This window comes from Pseudomonas sp. AA-38 (assembly GCF_029457475.1).
Lineage (GTDB): Bacteria > Pseudomonadota > Gammaproteobacteria > Pseudomonadales > Pseudomonadaceae > Aquipseudomonas.
The window spans coordinates 5,069,039-5,086,786 of sequence record NZ_CP120359.1 but is presented as its reverse complement, the minus strand read 5'-3'; the positions used below and the strand labels follow the sequence as shown (position 1 = coordinate 5,086,786).

15 protein-coding genes and 1 tRNA gene are annotated in these 17,748 nt (G+C 62.2%); 5 read left to right on the top strand and 11 right to left on the bottom strand.

All coding sequences use genetic code 11. The annotated features are described in order from the left end of the window. Positions 1 to 21 precede the first annotated feature (21 nt). The 5 genes from PVE35_RS23350 to arsJ all read left to right on the top strand — a co-directional run bounded on the left by PVE35_RS23350 (position 22) and on the right by arsJ (position 4,455). Entirely contained in the window at positions 22 to 798 is a 777-nt protein-coding gene (locus PVE35_RS23350; RefSeq protein WP_277373139.1) for a metalloregulator ArsR/SmtB family transcription factor, read from the top strand. An 84-nt stretch (positions 799 to 882) separates the two neighbouring features. After that, complete coding sequence (arsH, locus tag PVE35_RS23345) at positions 883 to 1,563, top strand: arsenical resistance protein ArsH (protein ID WP_268184402.1); 681 nt, start codon at positions 883 to 885, stop codon at positions 1,561 to 1,563. Positions 1,564 to 1,581: 18 nt separating this feature from the next. Next, on the top strand, positions 1,582 to 2,082 hold the full coding sequence (locus PVE35_RS23340; protein ID WP_268179529.1) for a cyclin-dependent kinase inhibitor 3 family protein: 501 nt from the start codon (positions 1,582 to 1,584) through the stop codon (positions 2,080 to 2,082). Positions 2,083 to 2,095: 13 nt separating this feature from the next. Further along, entirely contained in the window at positions 2,096 to 3,100 is a 1,005-nt protein-coding gene (locus PVE35_RS23335) for an ArsJ-associated glyceraldehyde-3-phosphate dehydrogenase (RefSeq protein WP_277373138.1), read from the top strand. Positions 3,101 to 3,237: 137 nt separating this feature from the next. Continuing rightward, positions 3,238 to 4,455 (top strand): organoarsenical effux MFS transporter ArsJ, encoded by a 1,218-nt coding sequence (arsJ, locus tag PVE35_RS23330; RefSeq protein WP_277373137.1) that lies wholly within the window; start codon positions 3,238 to 3,240, stop codon positions 4,453 to 4,455. A gap of 31 nt (positions 4,456 to 4,486) precedes the next feature. Here the strand turns inward: arsJ and PVE35_RS23325 are convergent, their stop codons facing one another. From PVE35_RS23325 to PVE35_RS23275, 11 genes are all read right to left on the bottom strand, one after another. Beyond that, complete coding sequence (locus PVE35_RS23325; RefSeq protein ID WP_277373136.1) at positions 4,487 to 5,188, bottom strand: SprT family zinc-dependent metalloprotease; 702 nt, start codon at positions 5,186 to 5,188, stop codon at positions 4,487 to 4,489. Continuing rightward, on the bottom strand, positions 5,185 to 8,499 hold the full coding sequence (locus tag PVE35_RS23320; RefSeq protein ID WP_277373135.1) for a type I restriction endonuclease subunit R: 3,315 nt from the start codon (positions 8,497 to 8,499) through the stop codon (positions 5,185 to 5,187). The genes PVE35_RS23325 and PVE35_RS23320 overlap by 4 nt, the downstream gene beginning before the upstream one ends. Before the next feature lie 143 nt (positions 8,500 to 8,642). Beyond that, positions 8,643 to 9,692 carry a macro domain-containing protein gene (locus PVE35_RS23315; protein ID WP_277373134.1) on the bottom strand — a complete coding sequence of 350 codons (1,050 nt, stop codon included), beginning with the start codon at positions 9,690 to 9,692 and terminating at the stop codon, positions 8,643 to 8,645. A 1-nt stretch (position 9,693) separates the two neighbouring features. Then, positions 9,694 to 10,344 (bottom strand): DUF4433 domain-containing protein, encoded by a 651-nt coding sequence (locus PVE35_RS23310; RefSeq protein ID WP_277373133.1) that lies wholly within the window; start codon positions 10,342 to 10,344, stop codon positions 9,694 to 9,696. Beyond that, complete coding sequence (locus tag PVE35_RS23305; protein ID WP_277373132.1) at positions 10,341 to 10,469, bottom strand: hypothetical protein; 129 nt, start codon at positions 10,467 to 10,469, stop codon at positions 10,341 to 10,343. Before PVE35_RS23305 ends, PVE35_RS23310 begins: the two co-directional genes overlap by 4 nt. Before the next feature lies 1 nt (position 10,470). Continuing rightward, the gene (locus PVE35_RS23300; RefSeq protein WP_277373131.1) at positions 10,471 to 11,808 is read right to left on the bottom strand and encodes a restriction endonuclease subunit S; all 1,338 of its coding nucleotides are present in this window, start codon (positions 11,806 to 11,808) and stop codon (positions 10,471 to 10,473) included. Beyond that, positions 11,801 to 14,296 (bottom strand): N-6 DNA methylase, encoded by a 2,496-nt coding sequence (locus PVE35_RS23295; RefSeq protein WP_277373130.1) that lies wholly within the window; start codon positions 14,294 to 14,296, stop codon positions 11,801 to 11,803. The genes PVE35_RS23300 and PVE35_RS23295 overlap by 8 nt, the downstream gene beginning before the upstream one ends. Before the next feature lie 274 nt (positions 14,297 to 14,570). Continuing rightward, positions 14,571 to 14,646: transfer RNA gene (locus PVE35_RS23290), tRNA-Thr, on the bottom strand. 295 nt (positions 14,647 to 14,941) lie between these two features. Next, positions 14,942 to 16,159 carry a methyltransferase gene (locus PVE35_RS23285; RefSeq protein ID WP_277373129.1) on the bottom strand — a complete coding sequence of 406 codons (1,218 nt, stop codon included), beginning with the start codon at positions 16,157 to 16,159 and terminating at the stop codon, positions 14,942 to 14,944. 188 nt (positions 16,160 to 16,347) lie between these two features. Then, the gene (locus tag PVE35_RS23280) at positions 16,348 to 17,040 is read right to left on the bottom strand and encodes an ABC transporter permease (RefSeq protein ID WP_268179440.1); all 693 of its coding nucleotides are present in this window, start codon (positions 17,038 to 17,040) and stop codon (positions 16,348 to 16,350) included. Further along, positions 17,037 to 17,732, bottom strand: a complete 696-nt coding sequence (locus PVE35_RS23275) for an ABC transporter permease (RefSeq protein WP_268179439.1) — start codon at positions 17,730 to 17,732, stop codon at positions 17,037 to 17,039. The genes PVE35_RS23280 and PVE35_RS23275 overlap by 4 nt, the downstream gene beginning before the upstream one ends. Positions 17,733 to 17,748: the final 16 nt, after the last annotated feature.

Sequence of the window (17,748 nt, the reverse complement as noted above, 5' to 3'; positions counted from 1 at the left end):
GCCTCCTTGACGGAAATCAACATGAGTCAGAAAAAGCGTGTCCTGTTCCTCTGCGTGGCCAACTCGTCGCGCTCGCAGATGGCCGAAGCGCTGCTGCGCCATACCGACTCCGAACATTTCGAAGCCTTCAGTGCGGGCACCGCGCCCACTGAGGTAGACCCGCGCACCTGCGATGCGCTGGAGCACCTTGGCGTTTCCACCGCCGGGCTGTTCAGCAAGTCCGTCGAGCAGGTGGCGGGCGAGCCGTTCGACTATGTGATCACGCTATGCGACAAGTCGGCGCTGGAGTGCCTGGCGCTTCCCGGCACTGGCGAGTACATCGCCTGGAACTTCGAGGATCCGGTGACCAGCTCGCAGAGGGACGCCTATCGCAAGACGCTGCACGAGATCCACGAGCGGATAAAAATGTTCGTGCTGATCAAGAGCAAGCCAGCCAGTGCTGCCAATGACGACATGACCCCCACTGAGCTGTTCAAGTGCCTGGCCGATGAGACACGAGCGCGTATCGCCATGCTCGTTACCCTGGAGCAGGAGCTGTGCGTCTGTGAGCTGACCGAGGCCCTGGAAGAGGCCCAGCCGAAAATCTCGCGGCACCTGGCGCTATTACGCAGTTGCGGCCTGCTGGAAGATCGCCGCAACGGTCAGTGGGTGTACTACCGCCTGCACCCGCAACTGCCCGAGTGGGTCAGGGATGTGCTCAAACGAACCCTCGACAGCAATGCCGAGTGGTTGCGCCCGGATGTCCAGCGTCTGTGGCAGATGCGCGAGCGCCCTGGGCGCAAGCCGGCCTGTGACTGAGCGGCGAGCCTCGTGAAGATCCTGTTCTGACCCCATTCCTGGAGCGACATCGTGCAAGACGACCTGCCCAACGCCGACCTGCAACTGCTCGATCTGCCGAGCGAGGACAAACTCGCCGTCGAGTCGGCCTCGACCCATGCGCCGCGCATCCTGCTGCTGTACGGCTCGACTCGCGAGAAGTCTTTCAGCCGGTTGCTGACCGAGGAAGCCGCGCGCCTGTTGCAGCACTTTGGTGCCGAGACGCGCATCTTCGACCCGCGCGGCCTGCCGCTGCCGGACGATGCGCCGGAAAGCCACCCCAAGGTGCAGGAGCTGCGCGAACTGATGCAGTGGTCGGAGGGCCAGGTGTGGTGCTCCCCCGAGCGCCACGGCTCGATGACAGCCGTGTTCAAGGCGCAGATCGACTGGGTGCCGCTGGCCATGGGCGCGGTTCGCCCAACCCAGGGCAAGACCCTGGCGGTGATGCAGGTTTGCGGTGGCTCGCAGTCGTTCAACGTGGTCAACCAATTGCGCGTACTGGGGCGCTGGATGCGCATGTTCACCATCCCCAACCAGTCCTCGGTGCCCAAGGCCTTCATGGAGTTCGACGCCGAGGGTCGGATGAAACCGTCCTCGTTCTACGACCGCCTGGTGGACGTGATGGAGGAGCTGGTCAAGTTCACCCTGCTGCTGCGTGACCGCTCCGACTACCTGGTCGACCGTTATTCCGAGCGCAAGGAGTCGGCCGAAGAACTGTCCAAGCGTGTCAACCAGCGCGCCATCTGAGCGAAGGAACTGCCCGCCATGACTCATCCCTACGACATCCTGCGCGTGCCCGGCCTGGCTGGCGCGCTGATCTTCACGCCCTGTCCAGGCACCCGTGAGACCACGCTCGAACAGGCGTTGTTGGCGCTCAAGCAAGCCGGTGCAGCCGGCGTGATCACGCTGATGCCGCACAACGAGCTGGCCGCCAGCGGTGCCGGGCAGATCGCTCAGCAGTGCCAGGCTTTGGATCTGGCTTGGTACCACCTGCCGGTGGCCGACGAACAAGTGCCACTGGAGGACTTCGGCGAGGGTTGGAGGGCGTCCCGTCAGGCGCTCGTCGAGCACCTGCGTGGCGGTCGCTCGCTGGCCATCCACTGCAAGGGCGGCTCCGGGCGCACCGGCCTGATTGCCGCACGCCTTCTCATCGAAGCCGGTATCGTGCGCTCAGAGGCCATCGCCCTGGTGCAGGCGTTGCGGCCCAAGGCCATCCAGCATCCGGCACACCTCAATTGGATCAACCAGTTCGACACGACCCACTGACAGAGGCATCGACATGACCATCAAAGTAGGCATCAACGGTTTTGGCCGTATCGGCCGTCTGGCCCTGCGCGCCGCCTGGGGCTGGCCCGAGCTGGAGTTCGTGCAGATCAACGACCCGGCAGGCGACGCCGCCACCCACGCGCACTTGCTCAATTTCGACTCGGTGCATGGCCGCTGGCAGCATGAGGCGAGCAGCGCCGGTGACTATCTGGTGATCGACGGCAAGCGCATTGCGGTGAGCGCCAACAAGGCCATCGCCGACACCGACTGGAGCGGCTGCGACCTGGTGCTCGAAGCCAGCGGCAAGATGAAGACGGTGACCGTGCTGCAAGGTTATCTGCAGCAGGGCGTGAAGCGCGTGGTGGTCTGCGCGCCGGTCAAGGAGCAGGGCGCGCTGAACGTGGTGATGGGGGTCAACCAGCACCTGTTCGACCCGGTGCAACACCGTATCGTCACCGCGGCCTCCTGCACCACCAACTGCCTAGCCCCGGTGGTCAAGGTGATCCACGAGGCGCTGGGCATTCGTCACGGCTCGATCACCACCATCCACGACCTGACCAACACCCAGAGCATCCTCGACACGCCGCACAAGGATCTACGTCGTGCTCGTGCCTCCAGCATGAGCCTGATCCCCACCACCACCGGCTCGGCCACCGCCATTGCCGAGATCTTCCCCGAGCTGCGTGGCAAGTTGAACGGCCATGCCGTGCGTGTGCCGTTGGCTAATGCCTCGCTGACCGACTGCGTGTTCGAGGTCGAGCGTGCCACCACCGCCGAGGAAGTCAATGCGCTGCTCAAGGCCGCCGCCGCAGGGCCACTCAAAGGCATCCTGGGTTACGAGGAGCGCCCGCTGGTGTCCATCGACTACCGCACCGATCCGCGCTCGTCCATCGTCGATGCGCTGTCGACCATGGTGGTGGCCGGCACTCAGGTGAAGATCTATGCCTGGTACGACAACGAGTGGGGCTATGCCAACCGCGCGGTGGAACTGGCGCGCCTGGTCGGCCAGGCTGGCTGACCCGTAGGGTGCGCTGCGCGCACCGCATATTACGGGGCCTCCTTCCTGCGGCCAGGTACGAATCATCTGCCCTTTAAGGAGAGCCTTGGTGCGCGCAGCGCACCCTACGAAATCACGCTCGATCAGGAAATCACGCCATGCACGCCCTCGCACGACTCTCTCCGGAGATCCGCCAGTACCTGCTGGTGACCGGCAACTACTGGGCCTTTACCCTCACCGACGGCGCCCTGCGCATGCTGGTGGTGCTGCACTTTCACAGCCTCGGCTACACGCCGCTGCAGATCGCCGCGCTGTTTCTGTTCTACGAGATCTTCGGCGTGGTCACCAACTTGGTGGGCGGTTACCTGGGCGCGCGTCTGGGCCTCAACCGCACCATGAACCTTGGCCTGGGCCTGCAGGTGCTCGCGCTGTTGATGCTCACCGTGCCGGCTGCCTGGTTGACCGTGCCCTGGGTCATGGGCGCTCAGGCGCTGTCCGGCATCGCCAAGGATCTGAACAAGATGAGCGCCAAGAGTTCGATCAAGCTCCTGGTGCCGGACAGCCAACAGGGCACGCTGTACAAGTGGGTGGCCATCCTCACCGGCTCGAAGAATGCACTCAAGGGCGTGGGCTTCTTTCTCGGTGGCGCGTTGCTCGCTCTGCTCGGCTTCAGCGGCGCGGTGTTGGCCATGGCCGCTGCGCTGGCGCTGATCTGGCTGGCCAGCCTGATGCTGCTGACGAAGGATCTGGGCAAGGCCAAGGCCAAGCCGAAATTCCGCGACCTGCTGTCCAAGAGCCGGGCGATCAACATTCTCTCCGCTGCCCGGTTGTTCCTGTTCGGTGCGCGTGACGTCTGGTTCGTGGTGGCGTTGCCGGTGTACCTGAGCAGTGTGTTCGGCTGGGACTTCTGGCTGGTGGGCGGCTTTCTCGCGGCCTGGGTGATCGGCTACGGCATGGTGCAATCGTTTGCACCGCATATCACCGGCAAGCGCAGTGGGCGAGTACCGGATGGCCGCGCGGCTTTTATCTGGGCGGCGCTGCTGGCCGGCCTGCCGGCGCTGATCGCCTTGGGGCTGGGCGCCGGTTGGTCGGCGCAGGTGGTCTTGCTCGGTGGGCTGATGCTGTTCGGCGTGCTGTTCGCGATCAACTCCTCGCTGCACAGCTACCTGATCGTCAGCTACGCCAAGGAAGACGGCGTGTCCCTGGACGTGGGCTTCTACTACATGTCCAACGCCCTGGGCCGGCTGATCGGCACGTTGCTCTCGGGTTGGGTCTACCAGGCTCATGGCCTGGAGGCCTGCCTGTGGTTATCCAGCGCATTCGTGCTGGCCGCCGCGCTGATCTCCATGGCCTTGCCCAGGCATCGGGATGGCTGAACTTCCGTCTAAGGTGCGATCGAGGGGAGGGCTAGATGCCCTCGACCTCGATGCCGTGTTCCGCCAACCAGGCCTTGCGTTGTGCATAGTCCGGCATGGCGCGCTCCAGGCGTAGCCAAAACTCCGGGCTGTGGTGTGGCTCATGCAGATGCACCATCTCATGCACCACCACATACTCGGCGATGTGCTTGGGCAGCAGGATGGTCTTCCAGTGGAAATAGAGCTGCGCACCCTTGCCGCAGGAGCCCCAGCGATAGCCCAAGTCCTGTACGCGCACCCCGCCAGGGGCAAGATCCATACGGGCCTGGTAGCTCTTCACGCGCAAGGCCAGCCAGTTGCGGGCATGCTCGCTGTACCAGCGGATAAAATGCTCCCGTGCTTTGGGCAGCTCGCTACGCAGCAAGCGGAAGCGGCCGGCTGAGAGTTTGAGTGGCACATCCTGTTCATCTACCAGCTTGAGGCGATAACTGCGCCCCAGGTAGAGAAAACCTTCGCCGTCGACATATTCCTTGCTAGGGATGGCCCGCTGCAGGCGCTCCTTTTCCGCGAGGCGCGAATAAATCCAGAAGCTTTTTTCTGCTACGAAATGGCGCAGCACCTGCTCATCCACTTCGGGCGGAGCGCAGAGGGTAAGCGTGCCGTCTCGCTCGACGGTGATCTGCATGGTCTTGCGCCGCGTGCTACGGCGCAGTGTCAACTGCAGATCCTCAACGATGAGGGTGTGATTGCTCATAGCTTCATCAGTCGCTCATGGCTGGCCCTGGCCTGATCCAGCAGGCGATCAGCCAGCACGGCCGCCTTGTCGTCATCCACCAAAGGCGGGCGCAGGCGCATCAGATGATCGAATAGCTGCCCGCCCAGTTCCTCCTGGGCCGCGCGCTTGCGCGGGCTCCAGATGTCGCGGTGGCTTTGCAGTTCTTCCACCAGCAGATCGACCAGATCCACGGTGACATCCTTCAAGCGCAGCAGCTCGGCTGGCGCAGGGCGGGCATCGGCGCACACCACATCCAGCAGGGTGCGCAGGAAGGGCGCGTAGTGCTCGGGCAAGCCCACCGGGCTGCTGTCAGCGCTCAACTGGCCGCTGTGCAGTTCATCGATGATCTTCTGCAGTTGCTCGACCAGCCGATCCCACTGCTCGCCCAGCGATTTGAGCAGCTCGTTCAGGCGTTCGGACAGCTTGCGATACAGCACCGGGTCTTCATCGGCATGCTTGCGCACATGCGAGCGAATGGCGTGTTCCATCTCCGAGGCCTTGGCGCGATCGTTGACGCTACGCGACAGATGTTTCTCGAAGTCCGCATCGGTGAGCTGAATCGGCGGAATCTTCGGGTCGATGCCCAGTGAGATCACATGGTCGTCGATCAGCTTGCGCACCTTGGCGCCCACGTCCTTGCCCAGTTGCGGCAGATCCTTGTAGCGACCACGCGCCCGCGCATGGATATAGGCCAGGCGCTTGGCATCCTTGACGAAGGGCAAGCCCTCGGGGCGCGGCAGTACGGTATCCAGGGTATCGAGGAAGGCTTTGAGCTTGACGGTGAATTCGGCACGCACCTTTTCCGATTCCAGTGCCGTGATGCAGGCTTCGGCATCGTCCAGCGCCTCGATTCCCTGGCGGCGCAACACATCCACCACGCGCAGGTGGCGGTCACGCAGCACCGGCAGCTCGTCCTTGATACTGCTCAGTGCGCCCTCGATGTCCTCGTCGGCATAAGCCGCCAGGGCTTCGCGCAGGTGGTTGGCGACCCCGTAGTAATCGACCACGATGCCGCAGCGTTTGCCGAAGCCGGTACGGTTGACCCGCGCGATTGCTTGCAGCAGCTCGGCCTCCTTGATCGGCCGGTCGAGGTACATCACGCCTTCGATTGGAGCGTCAAAGCCGGTCAGCAGCATCGATTTGACGATCAGGAAAGCCAGCGGGTCGGCTTTGCCCGGTTGCTCATGATTCAGGGGCTTCTTGAAGCGCTTGATCAGTTGCTCGTGCTTGCTGCCATCCGTCCAGGTTTTCCACTCGGCTGGGTCGTTGTTCGAGCCGGAAATGATCGGTGCGAACTCCAGGTTGCGCAGCCTGTCGCGATAACGCCACGCCTGCACCCGTGCCTGCAGCTTGGGCGGGCGCTGGCACAGGGCCTCATCGTCCAGGGTCTGGTCAATGGCGGGCAGCGCCTCGGCCTCAGCCAGCAGCTCATCGCGGGCGGCCTGCAGCGCATGGAAGTAGCGTACGGCGGCAATCCGGCTGTAGGCCACCACCTGCGCCTTGTAGCCATTGGGCAGGATATGGGTGACGTAGTGGCGGAGTATGTCACGGGCCTTGTCGGCGATCAGTGCTGGCGCATCGAAGATATGCCCCTTGGTGGCGTACTTCTGCTTGATCAGCTCCAGCTCGTCCTGAGTGTGTTCGCGGAACAGATCCTCGAACAGCTCGTCCAGGCTCGCCCCGTCCTTCACCGCGCCGCGGGCGGTGCGCCCTTCATACAGCACCGGCACGGTAGCGCCATCTGCCTCGGCTTCCTTGATGCTGTACTTGTCGATGAAGGCACCGAAAATCTCGTGGGTGCGCTTCTTCGCGCCCATGATGATCGGCGTGCCGGTAAAGCCGATACGCACGCAGTTGGGCAGGCCAGCCAGCAGGTTGGCATGCAGGTCGCCGGCCTGGGTGCGGTGCGCCTCATCGATCAGCAGCAGAATGCTCTCGTCATGGTTGAGCACCTCGAAGGGTTTACTCACCTGGTAGGGCGCGCGCATTTCCGCGGCCTTGGCTGGTGCGGGGCTGGCGGCAGACTCTTCCTCGTCCTGCTCGGGGTTGCGGTACTTCTGGATGGTGGCGAACACCAGGCCGGGGCCTCTGCGCCGCGCCAGGGCCTTGACCCCCTGGATACTGGATGCCACCTCCGGCAGCTCCCCGCTCAGCGTGGCGGTGGCGGCAAGCTGGTTCTGCAGATCCTTGCGGTCGGTGACCACGACGATCTTGAAGCGGCGTAGCTGCGTATCGGTGCGCATCTTGCGCACCAGAAACACCATGGTCAGGCTCTTGCCCGAGCCCTGGGTATGCCAGACGATGCCGCCGCGCTGGTCGCTCTCGCCATGTTCCAGGCGCGTCTGCCCTCCCTTCATGCGGCTCACCGCTCGGTTCACGGCGCGGTACTGCTGGTAGCGGCCCACCGTCTTGATGGTCTGCCCACCCACCTGCATGAACAGCATGAAATGCCGGATCAGATCGAGCAGATGAGCCGGCGTCAGCATGCCCGCCACCAGGCGCTCCTGCTCGGACAGCTTGGCCTTGCCCAACTGCTCGGCCACTGCCTGTTCGCTACCGTTGCCATCCGGGCCGATCACGGTCTTCCACTGCGCGAAGTGGGCGAAACCGGCGCCAATGCAGCCCACCCGCGCTTCGTCGTAACTGCTGGCGATCAACAGTTGCACGCTGGCGAACAGCGCCTCGTTGCCCTCGTTCTCCTCGACCTCGAAGGCCGCCTTGCGCTGGTTGCTGTAACGGCGCAGTTGATCGACGGCCTCGGCCAGCGGTTCGGGAATGGACGGGCTCTTGCATTCCACCACCACCAGCGGGATGCCGTTCACCAGCAGCACCAGATCCGGGACGATGAATTTCTTGCCGCTGTTGTAGCCCGGCGGGCAATCGACGCGGTACTGGCTGATCACGCTGAAGTGGTTGTTGGCTGGGGTGTCCCAGTCGATGTACTGGATGGTCTGCCCACGCCCGCCATCCCAGCCTGGCAGGCCATCGACGGTGATGCCCTTGAGCAGCAGCTCGGTGACGGTCTGATTGGCCTCCATCAGCTTGCTGGCACCCACGCGGGTAATGGCCGCGACTGCCTCGGCAATGCGCTGATCGTTCAGCCAGGGCTGGCCGTCGCGCAGGTTGATGGTGCGCAGGCGCTCGACCAGTGCGGCACGCTGAATGACTTCACTGAAACTGCTGCGGCCGCTCGTGGCCGGGTCGTCCAGGCTACCCTCGGTGTGCTGCCAGTTCAGCCCCTGCAACTGCGCCACAAAGGGTTTTTCGACGTCTTCCAGTTCCCAGCCCACAGGGTTACTCCTTTAATCCAGTTCAGGCGCATCGTGGCGAGCACGCTATGCGTACACGGGAACGCATAGAAACGCATAGAAACGCATAGAAACGCATAGAAATGCATATGGTCCAGTTTCAGGCGTGTACAGGCTCATATCACTCAGAGCGGGGAGGGCTCCAGCCAATTGCGTTGGGCCAGATGCGACCAAGCGGTACGGATATGCTCTGGGCGAAATATCCTGGCTTTGCGTGAGTTCCAGCTATGCACGGCATTAACTGCCTGTTCGGCATTACTCAAACCGGTGTTAGCGACCCAATGCACTGTGGCCAACAGCTCCATGCCGTAAGGCGTTTCGAACCCCTCGATCAGTTCGGAAACCCTTTGCAGGCGAGGCTTGCATGCTTGGTGATCGGCAAGAAATGAGTCCGCTTCGGCGATTGCGCCTGGCAACAATTCGATTGGCGCATCCGGTTTCTGACTGTCGCCATAACCCCGAATGAAATGCCCTTCCATGACCTCCAGCACCTTATTCAGGTTGTGGGCATAGGGGCCGTAGATACCGGCCTGGTATTTCAGCCGCAGAGGCTCACCGGCAGCCTGCAGGAAGTAAGCGAGCTTCTGAACTTCCAGTAGGGTGCGGCTGTAGTCCAGCGCGCCATAAGCATCCATCAGCTTGATGAACAGCGCGCGTGCAGACGTCATCTTCGGGCGTGGCGTAGCCACCGGCATGCTGCGGGCATCTGGAGCGCCAGAGGGTTCGTAGAGCAGAACCCGCACTTCGGTCAGAGGGGCAAAAGCGGCTTCGATCATTGGCCGTACGTCTTGCCAGTCCAGCCCTCCCAGGCCACAACCGAGCGGCGGGATGGCAATGGAGCGAATACCCAAGCGCTGCACATCGCTGACCAGTGCAGACAAGCCCGAGGCGATGTCTTCAATGCGTGACTTACCCTTCCAGTGCCGCTTGGTGGGGAAATTGACGATGTAGCGCGGGTTCACCAACGCGCCATTGTCATGGATAAGCATCTGGCCAGGTGAAACCCGTCCGGCCTTGCAGGCTGCCTGGTACTCCGTGAAGTTGGCCGGGAACGCCTGCTTGAACTGCAGGGCGATGCCTTTGCCCATATAGCCTACGCAATTGACGGTGTTGACCACCGCTTCGGCGTTGGCCATCAGCAGATTGCCCTGTGCGCTCTCGATCATCGTCTTCATCTCAGTAATACCAATGCCGCATCACCTTTACCGGCGGCTGATGACGTTGGGGGAAACGTTGCAGGATGTCCACCACGCGCTGGCGTGAGGCTTCATCGTATACCGCTATTCCGGCGACCTGCGACCAATCCAGCGCCTGCCAGACGAGAAACTCGGCCTGCTTACGGCGCTGGCGGTCGTTGTCTTCAGGACGGTCGGACCAGTAACGCTCACCAACCCGCTCCCAATCCACGGCATCAAGCTGGGCCAGATCGTCATACCAGCCGCTGAAGCGGGCCAGCCCATGACCGTCGGAGAACACGAAACGACACCCTGCGGCACTCAACGCCTCGGCTTTGGCTACCAGATAGAGCAGCGGCTGCTGCCCCTCGTCATAGCCCTCGACCTGCCCGGACTTCAGCTTGAGCAGCATGACTGACAGGGGGCCAAAATAGAACGGCACATAGTCATGCGCCGTACCTCCTGGGCCGCAGGGAATGACGTGAAGGTGACGGTTAGCCTGCACGCCGACATCGTGAATGGTGCGATAAGGCAGGCCATCATCCGGCGTGCTGTTGGGCGCGTGCAGTGCGCCGCGCTGCAGAAGAGAGCTGAGGTTATCGATATGCACCAATCGGTATAACAAGGTGGGCTTGGCATCTGTGCTGGTCATGCTTCACCGTATTCGCTGTTGTCCAGATAGATCAGCGCCTCGATCAGCTTACGCTCGGGCAGCCTGCTGCGGTCGCTCTTGAACTCGACGCTAAGGGATTCGCAGGAAGGCAGGCGCTGGGGCATATCAGGCTCCCGTTGGTGCAGTCGTTTGCAGCATGGATTCCAGCAGTGGGGTGACGCGGACGCGGCCGGTTAGCAGGTCATCCATTAGGCTGAGTTTTTTCTGGCACAGCTTGTTCACAGCAATTTGTTCCGCCTCCAGCCGTGCCTGAATCGCGTTATAACGCTCCGCAATGGCATCTTGCTCGATCCTATCTGGCACTGCTAATAAGAGCGGGCGTAGGTCTTGGAGGTTGATATTTTTCTGTGCGCTCTGAGGAGCGCGAGCATCCAGGGTTCTCTTTGCCCGGCGAATCGACAGTTCAACAAAGCGGATGTTGTGTTCTGGCGCAACTACAGCCCCTACAACGCTGTCTGGAAAGAACATCGGGCGCGCTAGAATTGCGGTATCTGCAATGTTGGCTGCGATCGTAATGGCGATAGTGCCAGCCGGGAACTCTTGGCTTACGGTAATGCCCCGCTCACTTAGCGTTTGGGAGTAGCTGGATATGTAGCCTCCCTGAGCTAGTGCGACGTCTCCAGTTTGGATGAATGGGTATTCTCCATCAAAGAAAGCAGGATCATTCCTCGGTCTATGTGTGAATTTACCGCGCGAAACTTCTGCCAGCTTTCCAAGTTCTCGCAATTCCCATCCCCTCGGAATCCACCCCAACAGTGACTCTTTGTAGAGCTGCGGCGCTTCGCTCTGCGGGGGGCGCAGTTGGCCGTTGGTATCGATGCCGCGGGTCAGCAGGTCTTGTAGCAGACCCTGCTTGACGGCCTTGAGCTTATTGATCAGTGCCTCGGTTTCGCAGATGGCAGTGTCGAGGGTGTCGAGGATTCGCGTGATCGCTTGCTGCTCTATAAGTTCTGGAGCCAGGCAGCCGACCGTCTTCAGCACACTAAGATTGATCCGTACTCGTGTTGAGCCGATTGCTTTCTTCTCGGCCTCTCGGCGCGTGTAAGGACTGTTGATTGACCGAACAACGAAGCCGGGATCAAAGCGAGACTGATCCAAGCGAAGCCGAATGCAATCAGCCACTACGACGAACTGCTTCGACACTGGTGGCACAAGACAAGCCCGTGCTACCGGGTCAGCCATCTTTGCGATGGCTATATCACCTGGAACTGCGCCATGGCGTTCGAGAGTCTTAAACTTTCGAGGAGTAATGAACTTTTTGTTCTCGTCATGCCACTTGCCTTCACCGATATTTTGTAGCTGGATTAGCCGAACACCGGCATCGACGTACTCATGTGACTTGAGACCGGAACCGAAAGGTCCATCTACGAATGTGTCTGTGCCCAGCGCCGCTAGCTCGGCCAGTTGATATCGAGGGAATGGTGATTGTATCGGCTTAGACATACCCCAACCCCTTCAGGAACCCCTGTAACTCCTTCGCTGCCGCATCGCGCTTCTGCTCGATCTCATTCAGCGTCACCCGATACTTGTCCCACCAGTTCTCGAAGGCGGCGACTATCTGCTTGCGCTGGGCGGCGATATAGCGCTCGACGATGGCTTGCATATCGTTATGCAGAATGGTCAGCAGCAACTCGGCGGTCTGCGCCTCGTCCAGTCCGTCGACGGCCTTGTTCAGGTGGCTGGCGAAGTTTTCCTGCTGGGTCTTGAGCTGTTTCTTCACCTTGGCCAGCTCGGCCTTCCAGGCCTTGAGCTGGGCTTCGTCGATGGGGTTTTCCTCGTCATCGGCGTCCGCCTGGCTGTCGGCCTCGTCGGCATCTTCCCCTTTGCTGGGGGCGGCGGCCTTGAGTTGGCTGTCCAGCTCGGCCTTTTTCGCCTCCAGCTCGGCCAACCCGGCGACGAAATCGCCGAGCAGGAATTTCACCAGCTTGTGTTCCAGCGGGCTTTGCTTGCTGGCCTTGTCTTCCAGGGCGGTGATGATGCTGGTGCGCCAGGCGTCGATCACGCCCCGACTGCCACGGGCCATCAAACCGAGAAAGTCGTATTTGCTCTGGTACCAGAAGCCGGCGACGATGCCCCGCACCTGGAAGGGGTCGAGCAGGCCGATGCCTTCCAGGGTCTGGCTAAAACTGTTTAGTAGCTCGCCGCGCAGCTCGACCAGGGCGGCGCTGTTATCCAGCTTGCCTGCCAGGGCGGTGATGCGTGGGCTGTGCAGGTACCACCAGGTCTCGAAGGTATCGCGCAGGGCGGCTTCTTTGGCTAACAGGCCGGCATTGCCTTCGATGGCCGGCTTGAGGTCGGCGCGGCGGCTCAGCTCATGGCGAAAGTCGAAATACTGGGCGTCGCGCGCGATGAACAGGTCATGCGGGTCGAGGCCATGGGCGGCGAACAGCGGCGCTTTCGCTTCGACTTCGGCCTTGGGCACGCCACCCAGCAGGTGAGCACGCACATCATGGGGCTCGGGCGGCGGGGCGTTGTCCACATAGCGGCGGATGTTCAGGTTGTAGTCGTTGGCGCGCAGGGTGGCGATGTCCACCACATCGCTGAGGCCGTCGATGCGGCGGAATTCGTCGAAGGCGGTGCTGATCTTCTCAATATGCTCGGGCAGCAGATGGTTCTGCGCGCGGCCCTCGAAGTACTCGCGGTCGGCGTTGATGAACAGCACCTTGCCCTGGCGCGCGGCAGGCTTGGCGCTGACCCGGTTGGCGCCTTCCTGCTTCTGTTGGCGCAGGATCAGGATGCAGGCCGGGATGCCGGTGCCGTAGAACAGATTGGCTGGCAGGCCGATCACCGCTTCGAGCAGGTCGTTCTCGATGATGCCGGCGCGAATGCCGCGCTCCTCTCCACCGCGGAACAGCACGCCGTGGGGCAGTACGGTGGCGATCATGCCCTCGTCGCGGGTGACGGCGAGCATGTGCTGGAGGAACATCAGATCCGCCTTTTTCGAGCCCAGCGGCACTTCGCCAAAGCGGAAGCGTTCCTCGCGTAAGGTCGGGTTCCAGGCCAGGCTGCCATCTGGGTTTTTCTCGGTGTGGCCCCAGTTGATGGAAAACGGCGGGTTGGTGAGGATGCGGTCGAAGCGGCGCAGTTCGCCGTTCTCGATATGCCGAGGGTCGGCCAGGGTGTCTTCGTTCTCCAGCCAGGCGTTGCTGATGCCGTGCAGCAACATGTTCATCTGCGCGATGGACCAGACGGTGCCGTTGAATTCCTGGCCGAACAGGTTGGCCTTGCGGCCGTCTTCGCCGTGCTCGTCGATGTATTCCTTGGCGGCGATCAGCATGCCGCCCGAGCCGCAGCAGGGGTCATAGATGTCGTGATCAAGGGTTGGCTTGAGCAATTGCACCATCAGCCGTACCACCGAGCGCGGCGTATAGAACTCGCCGCCTTTCTTGCCGGCCGAGTCGGCGAACTCGGCGATCAGGTACTCGTAGGCAGCACCCAGCAGGTCGGGGAACTCGAAGTCGCTGTTGCGCAGGCGCACTTCACCGAAGTGGCTGATGAGCTGACGCAGCTTCTGGTCGGGGATCTTGCTCTGGCCGACCTTGCGGGTGAAGTCGATATGCTCCAGTACCCCGTTGAGGGATATGTTGTTTTCCTCGATGCCGGCCAGCGCCTTGTTCAGCAGATCGCCAACGTTGATATGGGCTTCGTTGAGCAGGTACCAGAAGCGCGAATGGACGGGCACCCAGAAATTGCCATGGAGCTTGTACCAGTGCGGATTTTCCGCCGTGGCACAGGCCTCGGACTTGCTCTTGCCGGCGCTCATCTGGTCGGCAACGACCTGCTCGTAGCGCTCCTCGAATACGTCGGAACAGCGCTTGAGGAACAGCATGCCGAAGATGTATTCCTTGAACTCCGAGGCATCCATCTTGCCGCGCAGAATATCGGCGGCCTTGAACAGGTGACGTTCCAGTTGTTGCAGGGTGAGGGGCATTGCGAAATCCCTAGTGGGCACCCAGGGCGGGTGCCGATCCTGATGGCATAAATGCCGGGGATTCTAACCCAAGCCGGGCGGCGGGCTGCAGTTGGGCAGTCCCAATAAGGGCCAGTAGCCGAATTGATTGGGGATTGTTTTCTCCACTGCTCAGGAAAAGGCAGCAGCCAGTAGGTGCCCTCGATGATTGGGCACCGAAAACCTTGAGCAGCGGAAATGTGCCAAGCAAAAACGAAAAAGGCCACCCTGAGGTGAGCCTAAGTCGTCAATTCTATGGTGCCGGCACCAGGAGTCGAACCCGGGACCTACTGATTACAAGTCAGTTGCTCTACCAGCTGAGCTATACCGGCATAGGTGGGGGCGCCATTATATCCATTCATTGGCTCGCGTAAAGCCATGATCATGCTCGGAATTCCTGCGCGCGCTATCAGCGTCCGCTGGCTTATGCACAATCGGAATTTATCTTCCAGCGGCAGGCATGAAAGGTTTGACTTTCATCACGCTTTTCTGCAAGTGGCTGTTTTATCTAGGGTTTAGCGTTACTGTTCAGAAAATGATCAGCTATGCGCGGGCCTTTCTGCGCGGTCGTTGCAGGCAGTTGCCCAGTCAGCATCAACAGAGTTATCCACAGCTTCTGTGAGCAACTCAGGAGCGCTCGGCCAGCAGCAGGAGGTTGCGTGGGCTGAGGCGGTAATCGCAGAAGCTGCCCAGGCGTACGTCGTAGCCCTGCTCCTGCAGGTAGAGGGCGCGGTCGAGCAGCAACCAGAGTTCCAGCGGGCGGCGAAACAGGCCGCGAACCAGCTCCAGGTTGCGCACCATGGCCAGGCGTTGCCAGCCCTGGGCCTCCAGCGCAGGCCAATCTTCATCACCAGGGGCGGGGACATCTCGCAGGGTGGCCAGGTCGCGGCAGAAGTCGGCGAAGGGCTTATCGAACCAGTGGTTGGCCAGAGCGGGGGTGGTGAGGTATTGATCCGTGCCGCGCAGGCGCCGTTGCAGCAGGTCGAAGGCCAGGCGCCAGGCCATGGAGCGATCTCGCTGGCGTCTGGTGCGGGCGCCGGCCGTGACGGTTTCGCTCAGCGGCAGGCCCAGATCGTCTCGGGAGAGTTGCAGGCTGGAGGCCTGGGCCGCAGTGCTGAGTGGCCGATAGTGCGCCGTGCGGATGCGGTTGTAACAGCAGGGTGCCACGGCCAGGTACATGCAGCCCTTGGTACTGGCCAGTTGCAGCAGACGCACGTGCAGGTCGCCACAGGCATGCAGGGCCACCGGGCTGTGTTCGGGTTGCAGGCGCAAGCTGGCGTCATCAGCCATGACGTCCTGGCACAGGTGCTCGGCGGCGATGTTCAGGCGCTGGCTGAGGGCGGCGCCCGCTGTCACCAGGGCTGGGTCGTATTCCAGGCAGGTCAGCTGTTGTCCGCCACGGGCCAGCCAGCGTCCCAGGTGGCCTTTGCCCGAGCACCAATCGAGCCAGTGGCTGGGAGCAGTATTGAACTGCAGGCGGCTGGCGAAGGCCTGGATCTGCTCCAGTTTACGTCCGGGAATATCGTGCAGATGGCGCGCACTGGGTGGAGTCTCATCGGCTCTGCCTGGCAGGCTGCCAACGCTGGCCAGCTCACGCGCTTGCACTGCCCATTTCCGGAACGGGGCGGGGGCATCGAGCGTCCAGGGTTCGCCGTGGTCGGCCTCGGCTTGTTCCAGGGTGCGGCTGCGCAGCCAGGTGGCGAGTTCGGGCCAGTCGCCTTCCCAGGGCAGTTGCAAGTGGGTGAAGGGCTTGGGGCGCCAGAGCCGCTGGTGCTCATCGATCCAGGCGTCGAGTGCCTGAAAGCGTTCGAGCAGTACAGGGCCTTGGAGGATGGTGTCTGGCATGGTGCACAACTGGGCAGGGCCGGGAATCGCGGATTCTAGCAGGCTGTGGAAGAACTACCGGGTAGCGCCTGATGCCAGTCAGTCAGGGGACTGCCCAATCCTGTAGGAGCGAATTCATTCGCGATCTGGCCAGGCACGGAGCCAAAGCCTATCGCGAATGTTCGCGCCTACACCGGCATGGCGGCGTATCAGCGGCCCTGGCTGGCGTCGACCCGCAGCCAGCGCTCCAGGCAGCGGAACATCAGGGTCAGCACCAGGGTGATGAGCAGGTAGAAGAGGCCGGCGTAGCAGAAGAACAGCATGTACTGGTAGTTCTTCGCGGCAATGGTCTTGGCCATGCCCATCAGGTCGTACAGGGTCACGGTGTAGACCACGGCGCTGGCCTTGAGCATGAGGATGACCTCGTTGCTGTAGGCCGGCAGGGCGATGCGCGCGGCGCGTGGCAGGATGATGTACAGCAGCGCCTGCCTGCGCGACATGCCCAGCGAACGCGCCGCTTCCACTTCTCCCTTGGGAATGGCCTGGATGGCGCCGCGCAGAATCTCGGCGATATAGGCTGCCGTGTGCAGCGACATGGCCAGCAGGGTGCAGAAGAACGGATCGCGCAGGTAAGGCCAGAGCATGCTCTTGCGCACGGCCTCGAACTGCGCCAGCCCGTAGTACACCAGGGCCAGTTGCAGCAGCAGCGGGGTGCCACGGAAGAAGAAGATGTAGCCGTAGGGCAGGGCGCGCACGTACCAGTGCCGGGATGCGCGGGCGATACCCAGCGGCACGGCGAGTATCAGGCCGATGATGGCCGACAGGCCCAGCAGCTCCAGGGTGAGCAGGGCGCCCTCGAGCATCTTGGGCGTCCACTTGGCGAGCAGTTCCCACTCGCTCATAGCTCGTTCCTCGTGAAGCCCTGACTGACGCGTTTTTCCGCCAGGTGCATGATGGTCATGGCGACGACGGTCAGGCCCAGGTAGATGAGCGCCGCCGTCAGGTAGAAGGTGAAGGGTTCCTTGGTGGCGTTGGAGGCGATGCTGGCCTTGCGCATGATCTCGTCGAGGGAGATCAGCGAGACCAGCGCGGTGTCCTTGAGCAGCACCAGATACAGGTTGCCCAGGCCGGGCAGGGCGACACGCCAGACCTGCGGCAGGATGATGCGCCAGAAGATGCGTGCCGAGGAAAGTCCGAGCGTCTGCCCGGCTTCACGGTGGCCCTTGGGGATCGCCAGCAGGGCGCCGCGCAGCACTTCCGTGGCGTAGGCGCCGAAGCACAGCGCCAGGGCGCAGGTGCCAGCGGCGAAGGGCGACAGCGCCAGGTCGGGATGGCCGAACAGGCTGCCCAGGGCATTCAGACCACTGACGGTACCGAAGTAGACCATGAGCACCCATAGCGTTTCGGGCACGCCACGCACCACCGTGGTGTAGAGCGTGGCCAGCGCACGCAGGGCGCGGAAGCGGGAGGTCTTGGCGACGGCGCCCAGCAGACCCAGGAGCAGTCCCGCCGACACGGCGGCCAGCGAGAGCTTGATGGTCATGAGCGTGCCTTCGGCAAGCTGGTTGCCGAAGCCATGCAGGTCAAGAATCATGGTCTTGGTTTCTAGT